Annotated in this window: 16 protein-coding genes, 1 tRNA gene and 1 pseudogene; 12 read left to right on the plus strand and 6 right to left on the minus strand. The window is 44.5% G+C overall.

The window, feature by feature from the left end; all coding sequences use genetic code 11:
* The first annotated feature begins 53 nt into the window (after nucleotides 1–53).
* The 7 genes from FD977_RS03845 to FD977_RS03885 all read left to right on the plus strand — a co-directional run bounded on the left by FD977_RS03845 (nucleotide 54) and on the right by FD977_RS03885 (nucleotide 6,301).
* A tRNA-Ser gene (locus FD977_RS03845) sits at nucleotides 54–144 on the plus strand.
* Between the two features lie 173 nt (nucleotides 145–317).
* Nucleotides 318–899 (plus strand): recombinase family protein, encoded by a 582-nt coding sequence (locus FD977_RS03850; RefSeq protein WP_215306496.1) that lies wholly within the window; start codon nucleotides 318–320, stop codon nucleotides 897–899.
* Between the two features lie 274 nt (nucleotides 900–1,173).
* Nucleotides 1,174–3,984 carry an autotransporter domain-containing protein gene (locus FD977_RS10820; protein ID WP_251369539.1) on the plus strand — a complete coding sequence of 937 codons (2,811 nt, stop codon included), beginning with the start codon at nucleotides 1,174–1,176 and terminating at the stop codon, nucleotides 3,982–3,984.
* 567 nt (nucleotides 3,985–4,551) lie between these two features.
* Nucleotides 4,552–5,124, plus strand: coding sequence for a phasin family protein (locus FD977_RS03870; RefSeq protein ID WP_215306498.1), 573 nt, complete (start codon nucleotides 4,552–4,554; stop codon nucleotides 5,122–5,124).
* 97 nt (nucleotides 5,125–5,221) lie between these two features.
* A complete protein-coding gene (locus FD977_RS03875; protein ID WP_215306500.1) occupies nucleotides 5,222–5,524 on the plus strand; it encodes a YciI family protein in 303 nt (100 codons plus the stop codon).
* Between the two features lie 79 nt (nucleotides 5,525–5,603).
* On the plus strand, nucleotides 5,604–5,957 hold the full coding sequence (locus FD977_RS03880; RefSeq protein ID WP_215306502.1) for a DUF6516 family protein: 354 nt from the start codon (nucleotides 5,604–5,606) through the stop codon (nucleotides 5,955–5,957).
* Nucleotides 5,954–6,301, plus strand: a complete 348-nt coding sequence (locus FD977_RS03885; protein WP_215306504.1) for a winged helix DNA-binding protein — start codon at nucleotides 5,954–5,956, stop codon at nucleotides 6,299–6,301. Before FD977_RS03880 ends, FD977_RS03885 begins: the two co-directional genes overlap by 4 nt.
* 112 nt (nucleotides 6,302–6,413) lie before the next feature.
* Here the strand turns inward: FD977_RS03885 and FD977_RS03890 are convergent, their stop codons facing one another.
* On the minus strand, nucleotides 6,414–7,010 hold the full coding sequence (locus FD977_RS03890; protein WP_251369540.1) for a DUF1080 domain-containing protein: 597 nt from the start codon (nucleotides 7,008–7,010) through the stop codon (nucleotides 6,414–6,416).
* Between the two features lie 126 nt (nucleotides 7,011–7,136).
* Between FD977_RS03890 and FD977_RS03895 the strand changes: the two genes are divergently transcribed.
* The 4 genes from FD977_RS03895 (at nucleotide 7,137) to nadB (ending at nucleotide 14,054) form a co-directional block, all read left to right on the plus strand.
* Nucleotides 7,137–7,361, plus strand: a complete 225-nt coding sequence (locus FD977_RS03895; protein ID WP_215306506.1) for a hypothetical protein — start codon at nucleotides 7,137–7,139, stop codon at nucleotides 7,359–7,361.
* A 199-nt stretch (nucleotides 7,362–7,560) separates the two neighbouring features.
* The gene (locus FD977_RS03900) at nucleotides 7,561–9,363 is read left to right on the plus strand and encodes an NAD(P)H-dependent oxidoreductase subunit E (RefSeq protein ID WP_215306508.1); all 1,803 of its coding nucleotides are present in this window, start codon (nucleotides 7,561–7,563) and stop codon (nucleotides 9,361–9,363) included.
* A 37-nt stretch (nucleotides 9,364–9,400) separates the two neighbouring features.
* Nucleotides 9,401–12,295 (plus strand): formate dehydrogenase subunit alpha, encoded by a 2,895-nt coding sequence (fdhF, locus tag FD977_RS03905; RefSeq protein ID WP_215306510.1) that lies wholly within the window; start codon nucleotides 9,401–9,403, stop codon nucleotides 12,293–12,295.
* Nucleotides 12,296–12,392: 97 nt separating this feature from the next.
* Nucleotides 12,393–14,054: an L-aspartate oxidase gene (nadB, locus tag FD977_RS03910; RefSeq protein WP_215306512.1), complete on the plus strand. Its 1,662-nt coding sequence runs from the start codon at nucleotides 12,393–12,395 to the stop codon at nucleotides 14,052–14,054.
* Between the two features lie 5 nt (nucleotides 14,055–14,059).
* Here nadB and FD977_RS03915 read toward each other — a convergent pair.
* The 5 genes and pseudogenes from FD977_RS03915 to nadA all read right to left on the minus strand — a co-directional run.
* Nucleotides 14,060–14,272: pseudogene (locus FD977_RS03915) on the minus strand (BrnA antitoxin family protein); the annotation flags it as partial.
* Nucleotides 14,273–14,315: 43 nt separating this feature from the next.
* Nucleotides 14,316–14,618 carry an addiction module antidote protein gene (locus FD977_RS03920; RefSeq protein ID WP_215306514.1) on the minus strand — a complete coding sequence of 101 codons (303 nt, stop codon included), beginning with the start codon at nucleotides 14,616–14,618 and terminating at the stop codon, nucleotides 14,316–14,318.
* A 9-nt stretch (nucleotides 14,619–14,627) separates the two neighbouring features.
* Nucleotides 14,628–14,888: a type II toxin-antitoxin system RelE/ParE family toxin gene (locus FD977_RS03925; protein ID WP_215307040.1), complete on the minus strand. Its 261-nt coding sequence runs from the start codon at nucleotides 14,886–14,888 to the stop codon at nucleotides 14,628–14,630.
* A gap of 104 nt (nucleotides 14,889–14,992) precedes the next feature.
* The gene (nadC, locus tag FD977_RS03930; RefSeq protein ID WP_215306515.1) at nucleotides 14,993–15,847 is read right to left on the minus strand and encodes a carboxylating nicotinate-nucleotide diphosphorylase; all 855 of its coding nucleotides are present in this window, start codon (nucleotides 15,845–15,847) and stop codon (nucleotides 14,993–14,995) included.
* A 23-nt stretch (nucleotides 15,848–15,870) separates the two neighbouring features.
* Nucleotides 15,871–16,998, minus strand: coding sequence for a quinolinate synthase NadA (nadA, locus tag FD977_RS03935; RefSeq protein ID WP_215306516.1), 1,128 nt, complete (start codon nucleotides 16,996–16,998; stop codon nucleotides 15,871–15,873).
* 116 nt (nucleotides 16,999–17,114) lie between these two features.
* Between nadA and FD977_RS03940 the strand changes: the two genes are divergently transcribed.
* Nucleotides 17,115–18,536, plus strand: coding sequence for a sensor histidine kinase (locus FD977_RS03940; protein WP_215306517.1), 1,422 nt, complete (start codon nucleotides 17,115–17,117; stop codon nucleotides 18,534–18,536).
* The last annotated feature ends 14 nt before the right edge of the window (nucleotides 18,537–18,550 follow it).

The raw sequence follows: 18,550 nt of genomic DNA on the forward strand, positions 1-18,550 counted from the left end.
TTACGCTTTTAGAGGCAAACCCTTCTGGCAAACGTATAATCAACGGCTTGTACGGAAGGGTGGATGAGCGGTTTAAGTCACACGCCTGGAAAGCGTGCGTAGGTTAATAGCCTACCGCGGGTTCGAATCCCGCCTCTTCCGCCAGTAGTGCAAAGTCCTTGTAAATCAATAGTTTACGAGGACTTTTTTTATCTATTCAACCCATGTTTTCAACCCATGTCATGAGTTGATTTGTTCTCACTAAGAACAAACTTGTTATCCCCTCCAGAACCTTTACCTTCCACCACTTCTAGAACGCATTTAGAAGGGGTTTGGAGATGAAAAAAGTCTGCCTGTATTGTCGAGTGTCAACTACTCATCAAACGTCTGAGAATCAACTCAGAGAGCTTCTAGCAGTAGCAGAGCGTATGGGCTATGAAATCGACGCAGAGTTCATTGATAACGGTATTTCGGGCGCCAAATCAAGAAAAGATCGACCTGCACTTGATGAAATGATGAAATTAGCCGCTAAACATAAGTTTGAGATGGTTATGTGCTGGTCAATCGATCGGCTAGGGAGAAGCCTTCAGCATCTCGTTGAAATACTCAATGAACTCCAGTCAATGAAAATTGATTTGTTCTTTATGCAACAGGGGATGGATACAACAACGCCAAGCGGTCGAATGATCTTCTCAGTATTTGGAGCAATAGGGGAGTTTGAGAGGAATTTGATGCGAGAGCGAGTAATTGCAGGTCAACAAAGGGCAAAGGCATCAGGAGTTCATATAGGGCGCCCAACTAAGATGAATGATGGAATTAAATCGGCAATTCAGGCAATGCACGAGAACGGCATGAGTATTCGTCAAATAGCCAAATCCTGCAAAGTTGGGATTGGGACTGTTTATTCAGTGGTTAAATAGCCTGCTTTCGGCCATGAAGGGGCACACACAATAAATGCTTGCGCCCTTCTAAGCAGTCTAAGGATGACGTTCTTCGTCAATACAGGACGCTTCAAAGCTTACTTCACCCCCCGATTTTGAAAAATGAGTCCCATCCATCTATCTTTACAAACTGTTTTGCACAGACAACTAGTTATTTTTTGGATTTATTAACTTTTGTAACGAAAATCTATATTTATTATTAGTATTATTATTGAATCTGAAACTAGGCAACTAAGTGATTGTGTATAAATAGATGCTAAAAAAATTTCATATCCAAATATTTTTGAAATTATTAATATTGGTGACTTTAGCTTTTATTAGTAATTATGTCTTAGCGCTTAGCTATGCTACGGTTAATGGCGTCACTTTCACTCGTTCATCAGGATCCTTCTATACTTCCTGTAATACGATCACTGGTTCGGGTTCAGCGACAAGTATCTCAAATTGTAACAATGCTGTGAATGCTGCAAATGCAGGGGGTACTGTTGTTTCGTCAGTTAATGACTTTGCTTCTGTTTATTTAGGAGGCACAGATCGTTACAGTTTTACAGGCGCTACTGCTAATACTTCATATGATTTGAATTTTTTATGCGGATCAAATGCTATTGCTTTTCCATATAGTCTTAATTTAACGGGTAGTGGGTTAAATCTTGGTTCATCGTCAGTTGCACTTCCTCTTTTAAATAGTGGTTGGCAAGTATGCACGATCCCTATTATCGCTACAGCAACGTCGGGTAGTATCACAATAAACCCCTCAGCCAGTGTTGCTGTATTTCTTTATAGCTCAATTCCATGGGTAACTAATGCAAGTCCAGTTTCAACTGATGCTACTTTATCTGCCTTAACTATTTCAAGCGGTACTTTATCGCCAACTTTTGCGAGTAACACAACGTCTTACACTGCTTCAGTAATAAATACTATATCTAGTATTACTGTAACGCCGACAAGAAACGAAGCCAATGCAACGATCACTGTGAATGGGGTGGCAGCGACTTCGGGTTCAGCGTCTGGAGCGATTGCTTTAAGCGTTGGATCTAATACGGTTACTACAATAGTAACTGCACAGAATGGGTCTACTACTAAAACTTATACATTATCAGTGACTAGGGCAGCAGCAAATCAGTCTGCATTTTCAGTGGGCGCTAGTTCTACTTCAATATTAGTTAACAGTGGCACTGCTATTTTGACTACATCTGGTGGCTCTGGAACTGGCTCGGTTAGTTATTCGGTAACCGCTGGTACGTGCTCGATTTCAGGTTCTACTTTAACCGCAGGATCCTCGGCGGGTTCTTGTACGGTCACGGCGACTAAAGCTGCTGATGCTACCTATAACGCAGCAACGGCAATAGTGACGATAACGGTGATTGCTGTCCCACCAAGGGCAACCATTGAGCAAGCAGCCAGTGATCCTTCGGTACGCTCTGCTTTAATGGCCCAAGTAAATACAATGCAGCGATTTACTACTATACAGATTCAGAATTTATCTAGTCATATCGAAGCGCTTAGAAGTAATTTTCGGGTAACAACTGGTGGCCTTACTTTGGGTGTAAACCAAGGCATAACCAAAGACTGGATGCCCCTATTGGATAAGCTAAAAGAGCATTACCTAGCTCAAGAAAACGGCTCTAGTAAGCAAGAGCAACTTGTTGCTTCTACAAAAAATGCAATGTATTTGCCAGATTTAAGTGGAGAGAAAGATAATCACCAAAATACTGTGATTAAACAGACGCTAGTAAGGCATATTTTATTGCGTAATCATGCTGGCTTAACGGATCAAAATATGGAGCGACGCCTTGTTGGTTATCGTAATCAGGTTCGTGCAAAATCTGCCAATTTTGGGGGGCTGGCAGAAAAGTTTTCTGAGGCCGAGGACGGTTCCGTGTCGCAGGCTGGTGTGCTTGGCTGGGTTAGCCCTGGAGACTTGAATTCAGAATTTGAGCAGGCGATGAATCAATTAAAAGTTGGTGAGGTTAGTAAACCTGTAAAAACCGAATCTGGATGGCACCTTATCCAAGTTTTAGAACGACGTCAATCTGAGCTTGCTGTTGAGAAACAACATCAGCTAGCCAACCTTATAAAAGTTTCCGATTCCACCAATACTAAGATTCAAGCTACTTTGAGCGATGAGGGTATGGTTAAAAAGAACCCTAATACTTATGGCATAAATGATCTATTAAGTGCTGTATATCGAGGTATTGCAAAAGATGAAGAAGAAAATGTACCAACATATGCGCTATGGAGTTTAGGTAATTTTGATTTCGGAACAACTGGCAGTAACAGTGCCTCAGCACCACTGAAGTTTTCTGCTTCAGGTGTAACAGTTGGTATTGATTATCAGCTACATAAATCAATCATCATAGGAGCTGCAGTAGGTTTAGGTTTTGATAGAACAAATATAGGGGTATTAGGATCGAATATAAATTCGATTCAAAAGACTATATCGACCTATGGCGTCTATCAGCCTTATAAAAATATATTTCTCGACGGCATCATGGGATACGGTAGTGTTGGTTTCAATGGTAATCGTATAGTAACTTTTGATAACTCAAATACCAATCTTGGAATTAGTAGAACAGGTAATAGTTTATTTAGCTCCTTAGGAGTTGGATACCAACTCATATCAGGTAACTTTCAATATCAACCATTTGCTAGATCAACGGTTACTCAGTTTAAGTTGAACCCATATTCTGAATCAGGATTATCTGACTATGCCTTGGCTTATGGCTCAGCTACTAGCTTGAGCACCATAAATTCTCTGGGATTAAAGGGAATGTATGAAATTTTTGTTGATGATAGTAGATGGACTCCAGCCCTGAAGATTATGGTTTCCAGGAATTCTAGTGGCTCAATCAATCAAAGTGCTTACTATGCGGATACCGGGGCTGGTGGCGGCACTTACTATGTAAGCTCAGTTTCACTGCCAACCTATACGGAGTCGGCGGGAGTAAGCTTGAAGTATTCATATAGGCGCAATATGAGCATGGAATTGGGTTATCTAGGCACCATTGGCAATAATTCTTACCGAGCAAATTCTATTAGGCTTGATGCACGACTAATTTTCTGATTTTTTTGTGGTTATTAGTTCAGATTTGGTATTCGCCATGGTCTACTTTGGACCGTTAGCTGCCGTTGGTGTATCTAAAGCATCAACTTACTGAACATTTTAAAATCTATTAAAAATCATGCTCCTGACAGCGTTAAATCAGGGGCATATTTTTCGACTTTCTGAACACCTATTTTGTTCTCACTAAGAACAAAATTTCCCTGATTTTTATCTAATTTTCAAGTGCGTAAATATCACGAAACCCATATAGGTATTGACAAATAGGCTGTTTTTGCTACGATAGTCTCATAGTAATAGATGTAATCGTGCTTCCCATAAGAGTGCTCCAATGCCCTCCGAAACCACCTTCGGGTGGTTTTTTCTTTGCTTTTTTTCTTGATTTTTGTCCTAAATCGCCATCTCAAGCTAAATTATTTAGTCCCTCAATCCCCTGTTTTTAATCAAAAAAAGGGGTTTTTGATGTTTCTGTTGCATTGCCGCAAATAAATCTTGCACTGCAATAAAAAACTTCTTAGAATGGTGCATTGCAATACATTTATCAATTTTATAAAAGTTAGGAAAAACACCATGTTCCAGAATCAATTAAACGACCAAATGACACAAGCTCAAACTAAAGCTGTTGAAAACGCTAAGTTCTTAGCTCAAGTAGCTGTTGAAAGCGCAAAAGAATTAGCTGAAATCAATCAAGCTGCCGCTAAAGATGCTTTAGTTGTTGCTCAAGATGCAAGCGCTCAATTGTTGGCTATTAAAGATGCACAACAGTTGGCAAAATTGGCTCAGCCAGAAACAGCACAAGAGGCTGCTAAGTACGCTGCTGCTTACCAAGCTAAAGTAAACAAAGTTGTGCGTAACAGCAATAAAGAAGTTGCTCAAGTTGTTGAGGCTTCTATTGATGACGCACGCGCTGATATGGTTAAGTTTGTTAAAGAAGCCACTAAGACAGCCCCTGCTGGTTCTGAGGCATTTGTATCTACATTCAAAACTGTATTTGAAACTTCACTCCAACAGTTTGACCAAGTTCGCGCTTCAGCAACTGATGCTTTCGCTAACTTTGAGAAAAGTGTTGAAACTGCAATGGCTAACTTTCAAGGCCAATACGCAGTAGCTAAGCCAGCTGTTAAAAGCCGTAAAGCTGCTTAATTCGTTTTAATAGCTTTGCACGAGAAACCGCCTTCGGGCGGTTTTTCTTTTTCCGCTTGCCGTAAGATGGATGCTTTAGAGCTAATGAGGAGAAAACATGATCTTTGCAATCCTTTTAATGGATCGTCCCGGTACCGCAGAATTACGTATTCAGGTGCGACCCGAGCATCGCGCTTACTTAGGTAAGTTTGCAGACAAGATGGCCTTTGCTGGCCCACTCACATCTGAAGATGGCAAGACAACAGTGGGTAGCTTGTTGGCGATGGATTTTCCTAGCAAGGCAGATGTTGAGGCTTGGCTTGCGGATGAGCCATTCACTAAAGCCGGGGTCTATGAGAAGCCGGTCATTCACGTGTTTAACAATAGCTGGCAACAAAAGGTTGGGTTTCCGCCAGCATAAAAACATGTAGCAGTGCTATTGCCCTCATTGCTGTAAAGGTTGATGCTTTTGATATATCATTAGTTGATATATTTAGGTAATGAAATCACTTGGTAAGAATGTCTTATTGGATTTGCATGGGCAGGTCTTGGATCAGGAGGGTGGGTATTGGGTAAAGATAGAGGCATGGGAGGTTGAGGCGACTTATTCCATACCCCATGGAATTCGATATTCTTTAACTTTACATAACCCTCGGGGAGTTCGAATACTAGGCTATGACAATGCGCATGCAACAAAGTTTACTGGCTATGCAAATCGTAAACTTCCTTATGATCACAAGCATCGTTGTTCGACAGATCTGGGAACAAGTTATGAGTTTAAGAATGCCTATCAATTACTAAAGGATTTTTTTGAGGATGTTGATAAGACCTTAAGATTGGCGAGAGACAAATGAAAGTAATTAAGATAGGAATTGCATCTCAGCAACAAATGCGTCAGCGCGTTCTGATGGTAGCTAGGGGTCAGCTGAGGGTTCAGCCTAGCGATCCTAAAATATGGTTTACCTCTATGCGTTCATTGGCTCAAGTTCTCAGCGATGAAAATCGTGCCTTATTAAATGTCATTCGTGAATCAAAGCCGATCTCGATTTCAGAATTGGCGGAATTAACTGGACGCAAGCAGGGCAATTTATCTCGCACCCTTAAGACGATGTCGAATTACGGTATCGTCAAAATGCACAAGCACGAAAGAGCATTACGCCCAATAGTTTGTGCTGATAGGTATGAAATCTATGTTTAATAAAAGCGCCTCTTTAGTACTCGTGCTGATTTCAACGCTCTGTGGTTTGCTTCTGTCTAAGTAAAAAGGGGCGCCTTTTTGAGGCGCCCCAGCAAATTGACCTAGAGACGCTCTAGATTGGTTTGATTTGGAGCTTCCTAAACTTGATGATGCCACCGGCAGACTGAAGTGCAATGGGCCCCTCAGAGAACTTGCTATCTCTGGCATCTGTAACGGTAAGCACGCCATTCATCATGACCTTGAGTTCAGGTCCATTGGCTGTAATTTCCATGGTGTTCCAGCGCCCACCTGCTTTATGAATTGGGTTGACCTTGGCAATATCAACAATGGCTCCGGTCGAGTACTCCTGTCCCGGACGGGTATCCCAGATATTAATTTCATAAGCATTGCCAGCAGTGACTTTATTAGGATCCTGGCAGCGAATAAAAATTCCACTATTGGTGTCAGATTCAGCCCAAAATTCAGCGCGAATAATGAAGTTGCGATAGCTTTTATTGCTCACTAAAAACCCGGATGGCTTATTGCCCTCGACTATCCCTTTACCAATAACCCAATTCGCGCTGCCGATGATGTTCCAACCGTCTAAGCTGACGCCATCGATGAGATCGGTATAGCCATCTTGTGCTTGAGCAGGGGTGTTGATAGAAAATAGTGCAATAGTCAGCGAAAAGGCGATTGCTAGAACTTGTTTTAGGCTTGTGTGCATCATGATCTCCGAATGTATTTATCTGTATAGCTGCAATGTTGCTCCCATACATTGTTGCTGACTTATCTCTAATTCCACAAGTACTCACTTTCCCTTAACTTGGAATCAGGAATCCAGTAGACTTGAGGTATGAATTCAACTACATTGCGCCCCTTAGTCATCCTGGTTTCTATTGCTGCCATTGCCTTAACGGGGTGTGGCTCGATTGAGTCAGCAGCCCAAGATGACTGCACTTCGATTGGCTGGCAAATCGGCAGCAAAGGCTATAACGATTGCTTTAAGGCACGTGTTTACGAACGCAAGCTGGATTACTCTCCGCCACCGGGCAGCAAGCCTTCCCCATCCGTCATTTAATAGGGTTTACCCTAGTTAGATTCACTTGAGCGCCGTCAAGGACTTGAGTCTGAAAATGACCCAAAATCGTCGGTAATCTTGGGAACTTCCTATATAGAGCAAGCTCAGTTGTTTCTTGCCATTTCGGACCTTCACAAGCGTAGCTTCAAACATAAAAAAATAGCTCCACTATTGCGACTAGAAATTAGAGATTAAAACTATGAATCACCCAAAACCCTCGGCTGAAGTCAAGGCTGTTGCTGTAGCAACTGCAGATGATTTAAGGGAAACCATTCGTCGCAAGAGCAAACTCAAAGGGCGTCAAGCAGACGATGCTTCCTTGGCAGAGGTTCGTCAATTAATTGGTGCTGCAGCTGATCGTCGCGATTTGCTCATTGAAAATTTACACAAGCTGAATGATGAATACCGTGCTTTGCATGACCGTCATTTAGTTGCCCTCGCAAAAGAAATGAATTTGCCGATGGCTGAGGTTTACGAAGTAGCTACTTTCTACCACCACTTTGAAGTAGTGCGTGGTAATGATCCGGTTGCAGACATCACTCTGCGTGTCTGTGATGGTATCGCCTGCGAGCTAGCTGGTGCGCAAGATCTATTGGCCAAGTTGCCGGCAATTTTGGGTAATCCAAAAATTAAGGTAGAGGCTGCTCCCTGCGTAGGTCGTTGTGAGCAAGCTCCAGTAGCGGTTGTACATCAGTATCCAGTATTGTTTGCAACTACCGATAAGGTTGCTGCCGCCGTCAAAAATAATTTGACGACCCATCCAATGGCTAAAGACAGCGCGAGTTTTGATCCCGCAGCCTTTGTAGAGAAGGGCATATCTCCGCAAGGTGACAATCAAGCGGTTTCACCGGACTATGTGGGTTATGAGTCTTACCGCGCACAGGGTGGTTACGCCTTGGCAAAAGAAGTTGTTGAAGGTAAAAAAGACGGCGAGAGCGTTGTCAAGATCATGGAAAGCTCAGGGCTTCGTGGTCTCGGTGGTGCAGGCTTCCCAGCAGGACGTAAGTGGCGCATCGTGAGAGATCAAGTCGCTCCGAAGTTAATGGCAGTAAACATTGACGAAGGTGAGCCGGGCACATTTAAAGATCGCACGTATCTTGAACGCGATCCTCATCGTTTCTTGGAGGGTATGTTAATTGCCGCCAATGTAGTGGGTATCAATGCTTGCTATATTTATTTGCGCGATGAGTACCATGGTTGCCGTGAATTGCTTGAAGTGGAGTTGGCTAAGCTCATAGCAAATCCCCCATTTAAATTGCCGCTGATTGAGTTACGTCGTGGTGCGGGCGCTTATATCTGCGGTGAAGAATCTGCCATGATTGAAAGTATCGAAGGTAAGCGCGGTGAACCCCGTATGCGTCCTCCATATATTGCACAGGTTGGCTTGTTTGGTCGTCCAACACTAGAGCACAACTTTGAAACTCTCTACTGGGTAAGTGACATTGTTCAGCGTGGTCCCGAGTGGTTTAGTTCTTTTGGTCGTCATGATCGCAAAGGCTTACGAAGCTTCAGCGTGAGCGGCCGAGTTAAAAACCCGGGTGTAAAACTGGCTCCAGCCGGAATTACGATTCAGGAGTTGATTGATGAGTATTGTGGCGGCATGCAAGATGGCCATCAGTTCTATGGCTATCTACCTGGTGGTGCTTCAGGCGGTATCTTGCCAGCAACCATGAATGACATTCCGCTTGACTTTGATACCTTGCAGCCTTATGGCTGTTTCATTGGCTCTGCTGCGGTGATGGTGTTTGGCGATAAAGATAAGGCGCGCGATATGGCGCTCAACGTCATGCACTTCTTTGAGCATGAGAGCTGCGGTCAATGTACGCCATGTCGTGTGGGTACCAGCAAGGCTGCTAAGTTGATGCAGTCCCCATCTTGGGATCAAAACACCTTAGAAGACTTAGCAACGGTGATGGTTGACGCTTCTATTTGCGGTCTAGGTCAAGCCGCACCCAATCCAATTCGCTGTATTGCAAAATATTTCCCAGAAGAAGTCGCTTAATCAGCAAGCAAAAAACTCAGGGAAAAACGAGACAAATATGAACGCACCAGTAAATCCAAAAGAGCTTGAATTACAAACCGTGGAGTTCAAGCTAGACGGCCAAACCATCGTTTCTTACGAAGGCGAGACTATTCTCAAAGCCGCTAAACGTCACGGGATTGATATTCCGCATCTGTGCTTTAAAGATGGCTATCGTGCTGATGGTAATTGCCGTGCATGTGTAGTGGAGATCAATGGTGAACGTACATTGGCACCAAGTTGCTGCCGTAGCGCAACTCCAGGCATGGATGTCAAAGCCAACAGCGAACGTGCACTCAAGAGCCAAAAGCTCGTCTTAGAGATGTTGTTGTCCGACATGCCTGATGAAGGATTTAAATGGGTAGGTGACAGCAAAGAAGAAGAGCAAAAAAATCAGCACGGAGAGCTTAGTACTTGGGCTAGCCGTATGGATGTCACAGTGCGTCCAGAGCTCAAAGCATTGCGCCGTGAAAAAGTGAGTCATGACGTATCTCACCCAGCGATGGCGGTGAACTTAGATGCCTGTATTCAATGTAATCGTTGTGTGCGCGCTTGTCGTGAAGAGCAGGTCAATGATGTGATTGGTTATGCTATGCGCGGTTCGCATAGCGAGATCGTGTTTGATCTGAATGACCCAATGGGCGATAGTACTTGCGTTGCTTGTGGCGAGTGTGTGCAGGCTTGCCCAACAGGTGCATTAATGCCGAAGGGCTTAATTGGTTCGCAAACGGTTGATCGCAAGGTAGATTCAGTTTGCCCATTCTGCGGTGTAGGTTGTCAGATTACTTACAACGTGAAAGATGAAAAGATTGTTACCGTGGAAGGTCGTGATGGCCCAGCCAATCACAACCGTCTTTGCGTAAAAGGTCGTTTTGGTATGGATTACATCCACAACCCACAGCGCTTAACAAAGCCGCTGATTCGTAAGGCGGGCGTTGCTAAAGATGAAGCTTTATTAGAAGGCAAACAAGATTGGTCCGATATCTTTCGTGAAGCTACTTGGGAAGAGGCCTTAGAAGTTGCCGGTGGCGGCCTGAAGAAACTCAAAGATCAATACGGCAATAAGGTATTGGCTGGATTTGGTTCTGCAAAAGGCAGCAACGAAGAGGCTTACTTATTCCAAAAACTGGTACGTACTGGTTTTGGCAGCAATAACGTTGACCATTGCACCCGCCTTTGCCATGCATCATCAGTTGCTGCGCTTTTAGAAGGCGTCGGTTCAGGCGCAGTAAGTAATCAAGTAAACGATGTTGAGCACTCAAGCCTTATTTTCTTGATCGGCTCAAACCCAACAGCAAATCACCCCGTTGCAGCTACCTGGTTTAAGAACGCCGCTAAACGCGGTGCCAAAATTGTATTGTGCGATCCACGTGCGACCGATATCAGTAAGCACGCCTGGCGCACTATGCAGTTCAAGCCGGATACTGATGTGGCGATGCTTAATGCCATGATCTTCACAGTAATTGAAGAGGGCTTAGTTGATAAAGACTTTATTGAGAACCGCTCTAATAACTTTGAAGCATTAAAAGAAAATATCAAGGGCTATAGTCCTGAAGCCATGGCGCCAATCTGCGGTATTCCAGCGGAGACTTTGCGTGAAGTAGCAAGAGAATTTGCTACCACCAAGTCAGCCATGATTTTGTGGGGTATGGGTATTAGTCAGCACGTTCATGGTACTGACAATGCCCGCTGCTTAATTGCCTTGGTGAGTATTACTGGCCAAATTGGTAAGCCTGGTTCTGGCTTGCACCCACTGCGTGGACAAAATAACGTGCAGGGTGCGAGTGACGCAGGATTAATCCCGATGATGTTCCCGAACTATCAACGCGTAGACAATCCAGAAGCGCATGCCTGGTTTGAGAAATTCTGGGATACCCCGTTAGATAAGAAGCCCGGTTACACCGTTGTAGAGATCATGCATAAGATCACTGCACCAGACAGTGATCCAGACAAGATTCGCGGCATGTATGTTGAGGGTGAGAACCCTGCGATGAGCGATCCCGATTTGAATCATGCTCGTCATGCTTTAGCTTCTTTGGATCTATTGGTCGTGCAGGATATCTTCATGACTGAGACTGCGCTCCTGGCAGACGTGGTGTTGCCAGCAAGCGCATGGCCAGAGAAGGTTGGTACTGCTAGCAATACCGATCGCATGGTGCAGATGGGTAAGAAAGCAATTAATCCTCCGGGAGATGCTAAGCCTGATTTATGGATCATTCAGCAAATTGCGAAGCGTATGGGCCTGAACTGGAACTATCAAGGTGCTGACGACGGTGTTGCAGCGGTGTATGACGAGATGCGTCAAGCAATGCATGCAGCTATCAATGGCATTACTTGGGAACGTTTAGAAAAAGAGTCTAGCGTGACTTACCCCTGTTTATCCGCTGAAGATCCAGGTCGCCCAATTGTGTTTGATGACAAGTTTGATACTCAAGATGGCAGAGTGAAGTTGGTGCCAGCCGATATCATTCCTGCTAATGAGCGCCCCGATGCGGAGTATCCATTTGTGCTGATTACAGGACGTCAGCTAGAGCATTGGCATACCGGTAGTATGACGCGCCGTGCAACCGTCTTAGATGCGATTGAGCCGATGGCTACTGTATCGATGCATGGTGAAGATATGACCCAGTTAGGCGTATCTGCTGGTGATGTCATTACGGTTCAGTCTCGTCGTGGAGAGGTAGCTATCCACGTTCGTAGAGATGATGGCACTCCGCGTGGGGTGATCTTCATTCCGTTTGCTTACTATGAAGCTGCAGCCAACTTAATTACGAACTCTGCCCTAGATCCATTTGGCAAGATTCCAGAATTTAAGTACTGCGCCGTCAAGCTCGCCAAAGGTGGTCAGGCCGCTCCAGTGATGGGCTATGGAACTAATGATCCTAGTAGGCAGCAGCCTGAAGTCATCTCCTAGGCTGTTTTGTAAAATCTAACAAAGCCCCCTTATTAGGGGCTTTGTTGTTTTAAATCTCTTAAAATATATCTTTAGCGATTGCGCTTTAGAATCAACCATGGCTAGTTCAAAACCACAAACCCCACCATCCGATACCAAAGCAGAATTACCTGTCCTAATTATTGGAGCAGGTCTAGCCGGCCTGACCGTGGCTCTGCATATGGCAGAGACGCAACCCGTTATTGTGATGGCCAAGCGTGGTTTGGGTGAGGCTGCAACTGCTTGGGCGCAGGGCGGTATTGTTGGCGTTGTCGATAAAGTTCATGACAGCGTTGACTCTCATGTAGCAGATACCTTGGATGCTGGCGCTGGTCTTGTAGTGGAATCTACTGCCCGATACATAGCTGAAGAAAGTGCTGAAGCCATTCGTTGGCTAGTTGAGCAGGGTGTTCCATTTACCGCCGATGAGACTGGTCCCATGGGTTTGCATCTCACGCGTGAAGGTGGCCACAGTCAGCGCCGTATTGCACACGTAGCTGATGCTACTGGTAAGGCTATTCATGAGGTGTTGTTAGATAAGGCACGAGCCCATCAAAATATTCAACTGTTAGAGCACTGGATTGCTTTAGATCTGATTACCAATCGTCATTTAGATGCGAAGACGCAACGCACTAAGCCGAATCGCTGCTATGGCGTATATGCCCTCGATATTAAAAATAATCGTGTAGAAACAATTGAAGCCAAGTCAGTGGTGTTGGCTACGGGTGGTGTTGGCAAGGTGTACAAATACACCAGCAACCCCGACACCGCTACAGGCGATGGTATTGCTATGGCCTGGCGTGCAGGCTGCCGAGTTGGCAATATGGAATTTATTCAGTTTCATCCAACGTGCTTGTATCACCCTAGCGATAGAACTTTTTTAATCACCGAGGCAATGCGTGGTGAGGGCGGTTTACTGAAACTCCCTAACGGTACTCGTTTTATGCCCGAGCATGATGAGCGCAATGAGTTAGCGCCGCGCGATATTGTGGCTAGAGCAATCGACTTTGAGATGAAAAAGCATGGCCTCGATTACGTACATCTCGATGCCACCCACTTAGGTGAAGCTTTTATTAAAGAGCATTTCCCGATGATCTATGCGCGCTGTATGAGTTTGGGGCTAGATATTACTAAAGAGCCGATACCTGTAGTGCCGGCAGCGCATTACACTTGTGGTGGCGTGGTGACTGACCTTAAGGGGCGCACTGATTTGCCTGGTCTGTATGCAGTAGGCGAAGCTACTTATACCGGCTTGCATGGCGCCAATCGCTTGGCTAGTAATTCATTATTAGAGTGCATTGTTATTGGTAAAGCTACTGCTGCAGATATCTCTGCAATGAAAACACCAGTAATGCCCAATTTGCCTTTATGGGACGAGAGTCAGGTCGAGGATGCAGATGAGCAGGTAGTAATTGCCCATAACTGGGATGAGCTACGTTCATTGATGTGGAATTACGTCGGCATCGTCAGAACCAACCGCCGCTTAGAGCGAGCATTACACCGCATCAAACTCCTCAGATACGAAGTACAGGAGTATTACGCGAACTTCAAAGTAACACGGGATCTGATTGAGCTACGTAACTTGCTGGAGTGTGCCGAGTTGATTGTGAGATCAGCGCTCATGCGCCGAGAGAGCAGGGGATTGCATTACAGTCGCGATTACCCAGGTACTTGGGCCGTCTCTTACCCAACAATCTTGACCCCACAGGCAGAAGGTACTTCAGAAAATCCCGAGACCTAATCTCATTAAAGGTCGCCTTTTAAAACAGCTTCTTTAATGTAATTATTGAGTCGGGTTTGCCATCCCTTCCCACTTGCCCGTAGTTTCTCCAGTACATCAAAGTCCATTCTGAGACTCAGCATCTCTTTAGTGTTTTTAATGGGCGGTCTACCAATACCTCTTTTGATTAGAGTGTCACCAACATAGACGTGCGCATCCTTAAACCATTGTTCATCTAACTCTGGCGCGTCATCCGGGTCAACCCATTCTTCCTACATATTTTTATTTCTTGATAGCAGGTGCAGCATGAAGGCTTAAGCCTAACGCAGCAATGACTTTAAGTATGGTGTCAAAGCAGGGGATTCTCTCGCCAGAAAGGGATTTGTATAAGCTCTCTCTAGTGAGCCCTGAATCTTTAGCAACTTGAGTCATCCCTTTAGCTTTGGCGATATCACCCAGTGCCTTGGCAATAAAAGCAGCATCACCATTTGCTTCATCAATGCAAGCCTCTAGGTAGGCAGCGATTTCTTTTGGTGTGCGAAGATGCTCGGCTACATCGTATGGGGTTGTGATTGTTTTTTTCATAATAGTTATTTATAGATTTCTCGCTAAACGTTGAGCTAGTTTGATATCTTTAGCTTGTGTTTTTTTATCTCCGCCCATTAAAAGAATAGTAATTTTCTGCCCATGTTTGGTGTAGTACACCCGGTAACCAGGGCCAAAATCAATCTTCATCTCGAATACTTTTTCACCCACTGATTCAATATTGCCTGGATTTCCTTCGGATAGCCTTTTAATTCTTGCTTGTATCTTTGCTCTTGCTGTCAAATCAAATAAGTTATCTAGCCAAACTATAAAATCTTATGTTTTTCTAATTTCGATCATGCTTAATTGTATCCATCAGGATACACTAAGTCAAAGAATGGTCTTGATGTTGACCAGGAAATAGGGTGATTGGATTATAAAAATCTCATCGAGAAATCCACTGCCTGAATATCTTTAGTCAGCTTTCCAAGGGAGATGCGATCAACGCCAGTAGCAGCAATCGCACGCATTTGATCTAAATCGATGCCACCAGAGGCTTCCAATAAGGCGCGGTCATTGGTAAAGGCAACGGCTTCTCTCATTTGCTCGGTAGTGAAGTTGTCAATCAAGATACTTTTTGCACCAGCATCCAAAGCCTCTTTCAATTCAGCAAAGTTTTCTACTTCCACTTGAATATCCACCCCAGAATTGAGTGCCTGCGCAGCTTTCACGGCGGCGGCAACACCACCTGCAGCAGCAATATGATTTTCTTTAATTAAGATGCCATGCCAAAGTGCAAGACGCTGGTTTTGACCGCCACCCACACGCACTGCGTATTTCTGCGCCTGACGTAAGCCGGGAATCGTTTTGCGGGTATCAAGTACGGCACAACCCTTTGGGTTGGGACTGACACCTGCAATTGCATTAACGTGCTGGCGAGCAATGCTTGCAGTCCAAGATAAGGTTTGTAAGAAATTAATACAGGGACGTTCAGCAGAGAGCAGGGCACGAGAGTCGGCCTCAATATCGCAGACCTTGGTATCGGGCTTCATCAAGTCGCCCTCCAGGTAGCACCAATTTACTCTCGCCGCGGGATCTAATTTCTTAAGCGTACCTTCAAACCAATCTACTCCACACAAAACAGCTGCTTGACGAACGATCAGTTGTGCATGCACAGGTTTGCTGGGAACTAATTGCGCAGTCCAATCACACTTGCCAATATCCTCCATCAGCGCATCAGCAATATTGCGTTGACGTGCCTGCTCTAAGGTTTCGTTGTAATCAAACATACGTATGTAGTCAAAAAGTTAAATTAGGCGGCGCCAATATTCTTTACAAAGCCATGCTGGGCTTTTGCAAGCAGGTCGGGATGATTCTGGGTAAAGTCGAGCATACGCTCGATACAATCTAGCGCTTGAACTCGAATACCTTCCTCAATGAAGATTTCGCCAGAGGCGTTTTCGAGACAGTTCAAAATTCCTTGCAAGCCATTCATGGCCATCCAAGGGCAATGGGCGCAACTCTTGCAGCTTGCGCTATTACCAGCGGTAGGGGCTTCAATTAGTACTTTATTGGGAGCTAGTTGGCGCATGCGATGCAAGATGCCATTATCCGTAGCCACAATATATTCAGCTGCAGAGCCATCAACTACGGCTTTGATCATGGCAGAGGTGGAGCCCACTACATCTGCCAAATCTACTACTCCTTGTGGAGACTCAGGGTGAACTAAGACCATGGCATTGGGATGAGCAGCGATCAACATCTCTAGTTCTACTGCCTTGAATTCATCATGAACAATGCAGGCGCCGTTCCATAACAACATATCTGCGCCAGTCTGCTCTTGAATATATCTTCCAAGATGACGATCGGGTGCCCATAGAATTTTCTTACCCTCAACTTTGAGTTGGTGGACGATCGCTAAGGCGCAAGAGCTCGTTACCATCCAGTCTGCTTGTGCTTTAACAGCAGCACTCGTATTGGCATAGACAACCACAGTACGATCCGGATGCAATGCTTTAAAGGTGGCAAAGTCAGCGGCATCACAACCTAGATCTAAAGAGCAGGTTGCATCAAGATCAGGCATAAAGACACGCTTCTCAGGACTCAAAATCTTGGCAGACTCTCCCATAAAACGTACGCCAGCCACAATGAGATTCTTGGCGGGGTGATTTTTGCCAAAGCGAGCCATCTCTAGAGAATCAGCAACAAATCCACCGGTCTCGATTGCAAGGTCTTGAATATCACCATCGACATAGTAGTGAGCTACTAAGGCAGCGTCTTTCTGAATCAGCAATTGCTTAATTCGGGCAATGACAGCGGCTTTCTCGCTGCCATAAAGTTGTGGGGGTGTTTTTGCCCAAGCCTGAGCGGTACAGGTAGCGCCAGCAGCATTTTGCTGGGGGTAGTCAAAGGCAATGGGGGTGCTAACGGTTAAGGTCATGGTTAATTTTAACTTAGCAGAGCCTATTCTTGGAGGGGCCCTTAGGCCATGGCCCCTTAAAGGCTCTAGCCTATGTATTGGATCCCGCATTAAAAAAGGTAGTAGGATTCACTTGTATGAAATTCGCCAATGAAACCCTCTTTTTAGTTTTTTCCTTGCTACTGAGCGGACTATTTATTTCCGCGATTCCTTACTTTCGTAAGCGCAAGCTTAGTAACTTCAATAATATTTGGCTGCTGGCCCTTGGGTTAAATATCTTTGCCTTTTTATGCTTTGCCTCAGCGTCTACTATTTCTCCATTTTTACTCACCATTGCAAACAGCTCTTTTGTTGCAGGGTATTTTTTCCTCGGTTTATTCGCTCGAGCTATTAATCAACGACCAACTCAATTTTTGAGTCGATTGTCTCCATTATTATTTATCGTTTTTGCCTGCGTATTTGAATATATAAGACAGTCCAGCACATTCCAGGTGAGAGTTTTTTTTGTAGTTTCCACGTTGATCGTCTGTTTAGTATGGATATTGACTGAGCTTTACTCTGCACGTAAAAACAAGCCACACATCCAGCTTGATTTTTTAATGTTCACGACATTTGCTGAATTACTGCTGGGGGTAATTCGTTTATGGCTGGTGCTTTCAAATACAAGCATCGTCAATATTAATTTATATGAAGAACCCTTCTTAAGCTCTCTAGTCAGGTGGCTTGCAGTTTCATTTACTGTTTTATCTTACGTTTCGATTCTGGGATTTTGGGCCGAAGTCTTAAGCCAGGAAAATTCTAAAAATATTGAAGACAACATCAGAATCAAAAGCTTACTTAAAGAGCGAGAAGCTTTAATTGCCAATTTATTAAAGGCTAATAAGACCGCAGCAACAGGTGCCTTATCGGCATCCATTGCCCACGAGTTAAATCAGCCTCTGGGTGCCTCTAGTATCAATATTCAATTTTTGAGAAGAAAGTTAGAGGGAGGTTTATTAAATCTCGAAATCGGGAAAGAGGTATTGGATGCTTTGGAGTCAGACAACAAAAGAGTGGCAACGATTGTGCGCTCCCTCAGATCTATCTTTACTGAGCATGAATCCAATCTCGAAGAATACGATCTGGCTGACTTGATCGCGAATGTATTAGAAATCGTCAAGCCAGAGCTGAAGGCTAAGCGGATTCAAATGCAGCTGAGTATAGATAAGGGTCTCCTTGTCAAAATTAGCTCGAATGAGATTGAGCAGGTGATTCTGAACTTACTCAACAATGCCATTCAATCATTAGAAGGTGCCAACTCATCCTTGCGATCCATCGTGATTGTAGTTAAAGCAGACGGGGACTCTGTGCTCCTTAGTATTCGTGATACCGGCGTGGGTGTCCCAGTGGAATTTAAACAAAACTTATTCGAGTTACTCAGCACTACTAAGCAAACTGGTATGGGTCTTGGCTTATGGCTCTGCAAGCATATTGTTACCCGTTATAAGGGTTCTATTTGGCATGAAGATGTTGAGGGTGGTGGCGCGCAGTTTCATTTCAGACTACCAAAAGCCTCCTGAACATCATTTATATT

Source organism: Polynucleobacter sp. AP-Elch-400A-B2 (assembly GCF_018688355.1).
GTDB lineage: Bacteria > Pseudomonadota > Gammaproteobacteria > Burkholderiales > Burkholderiaceae > Polynucleobacter.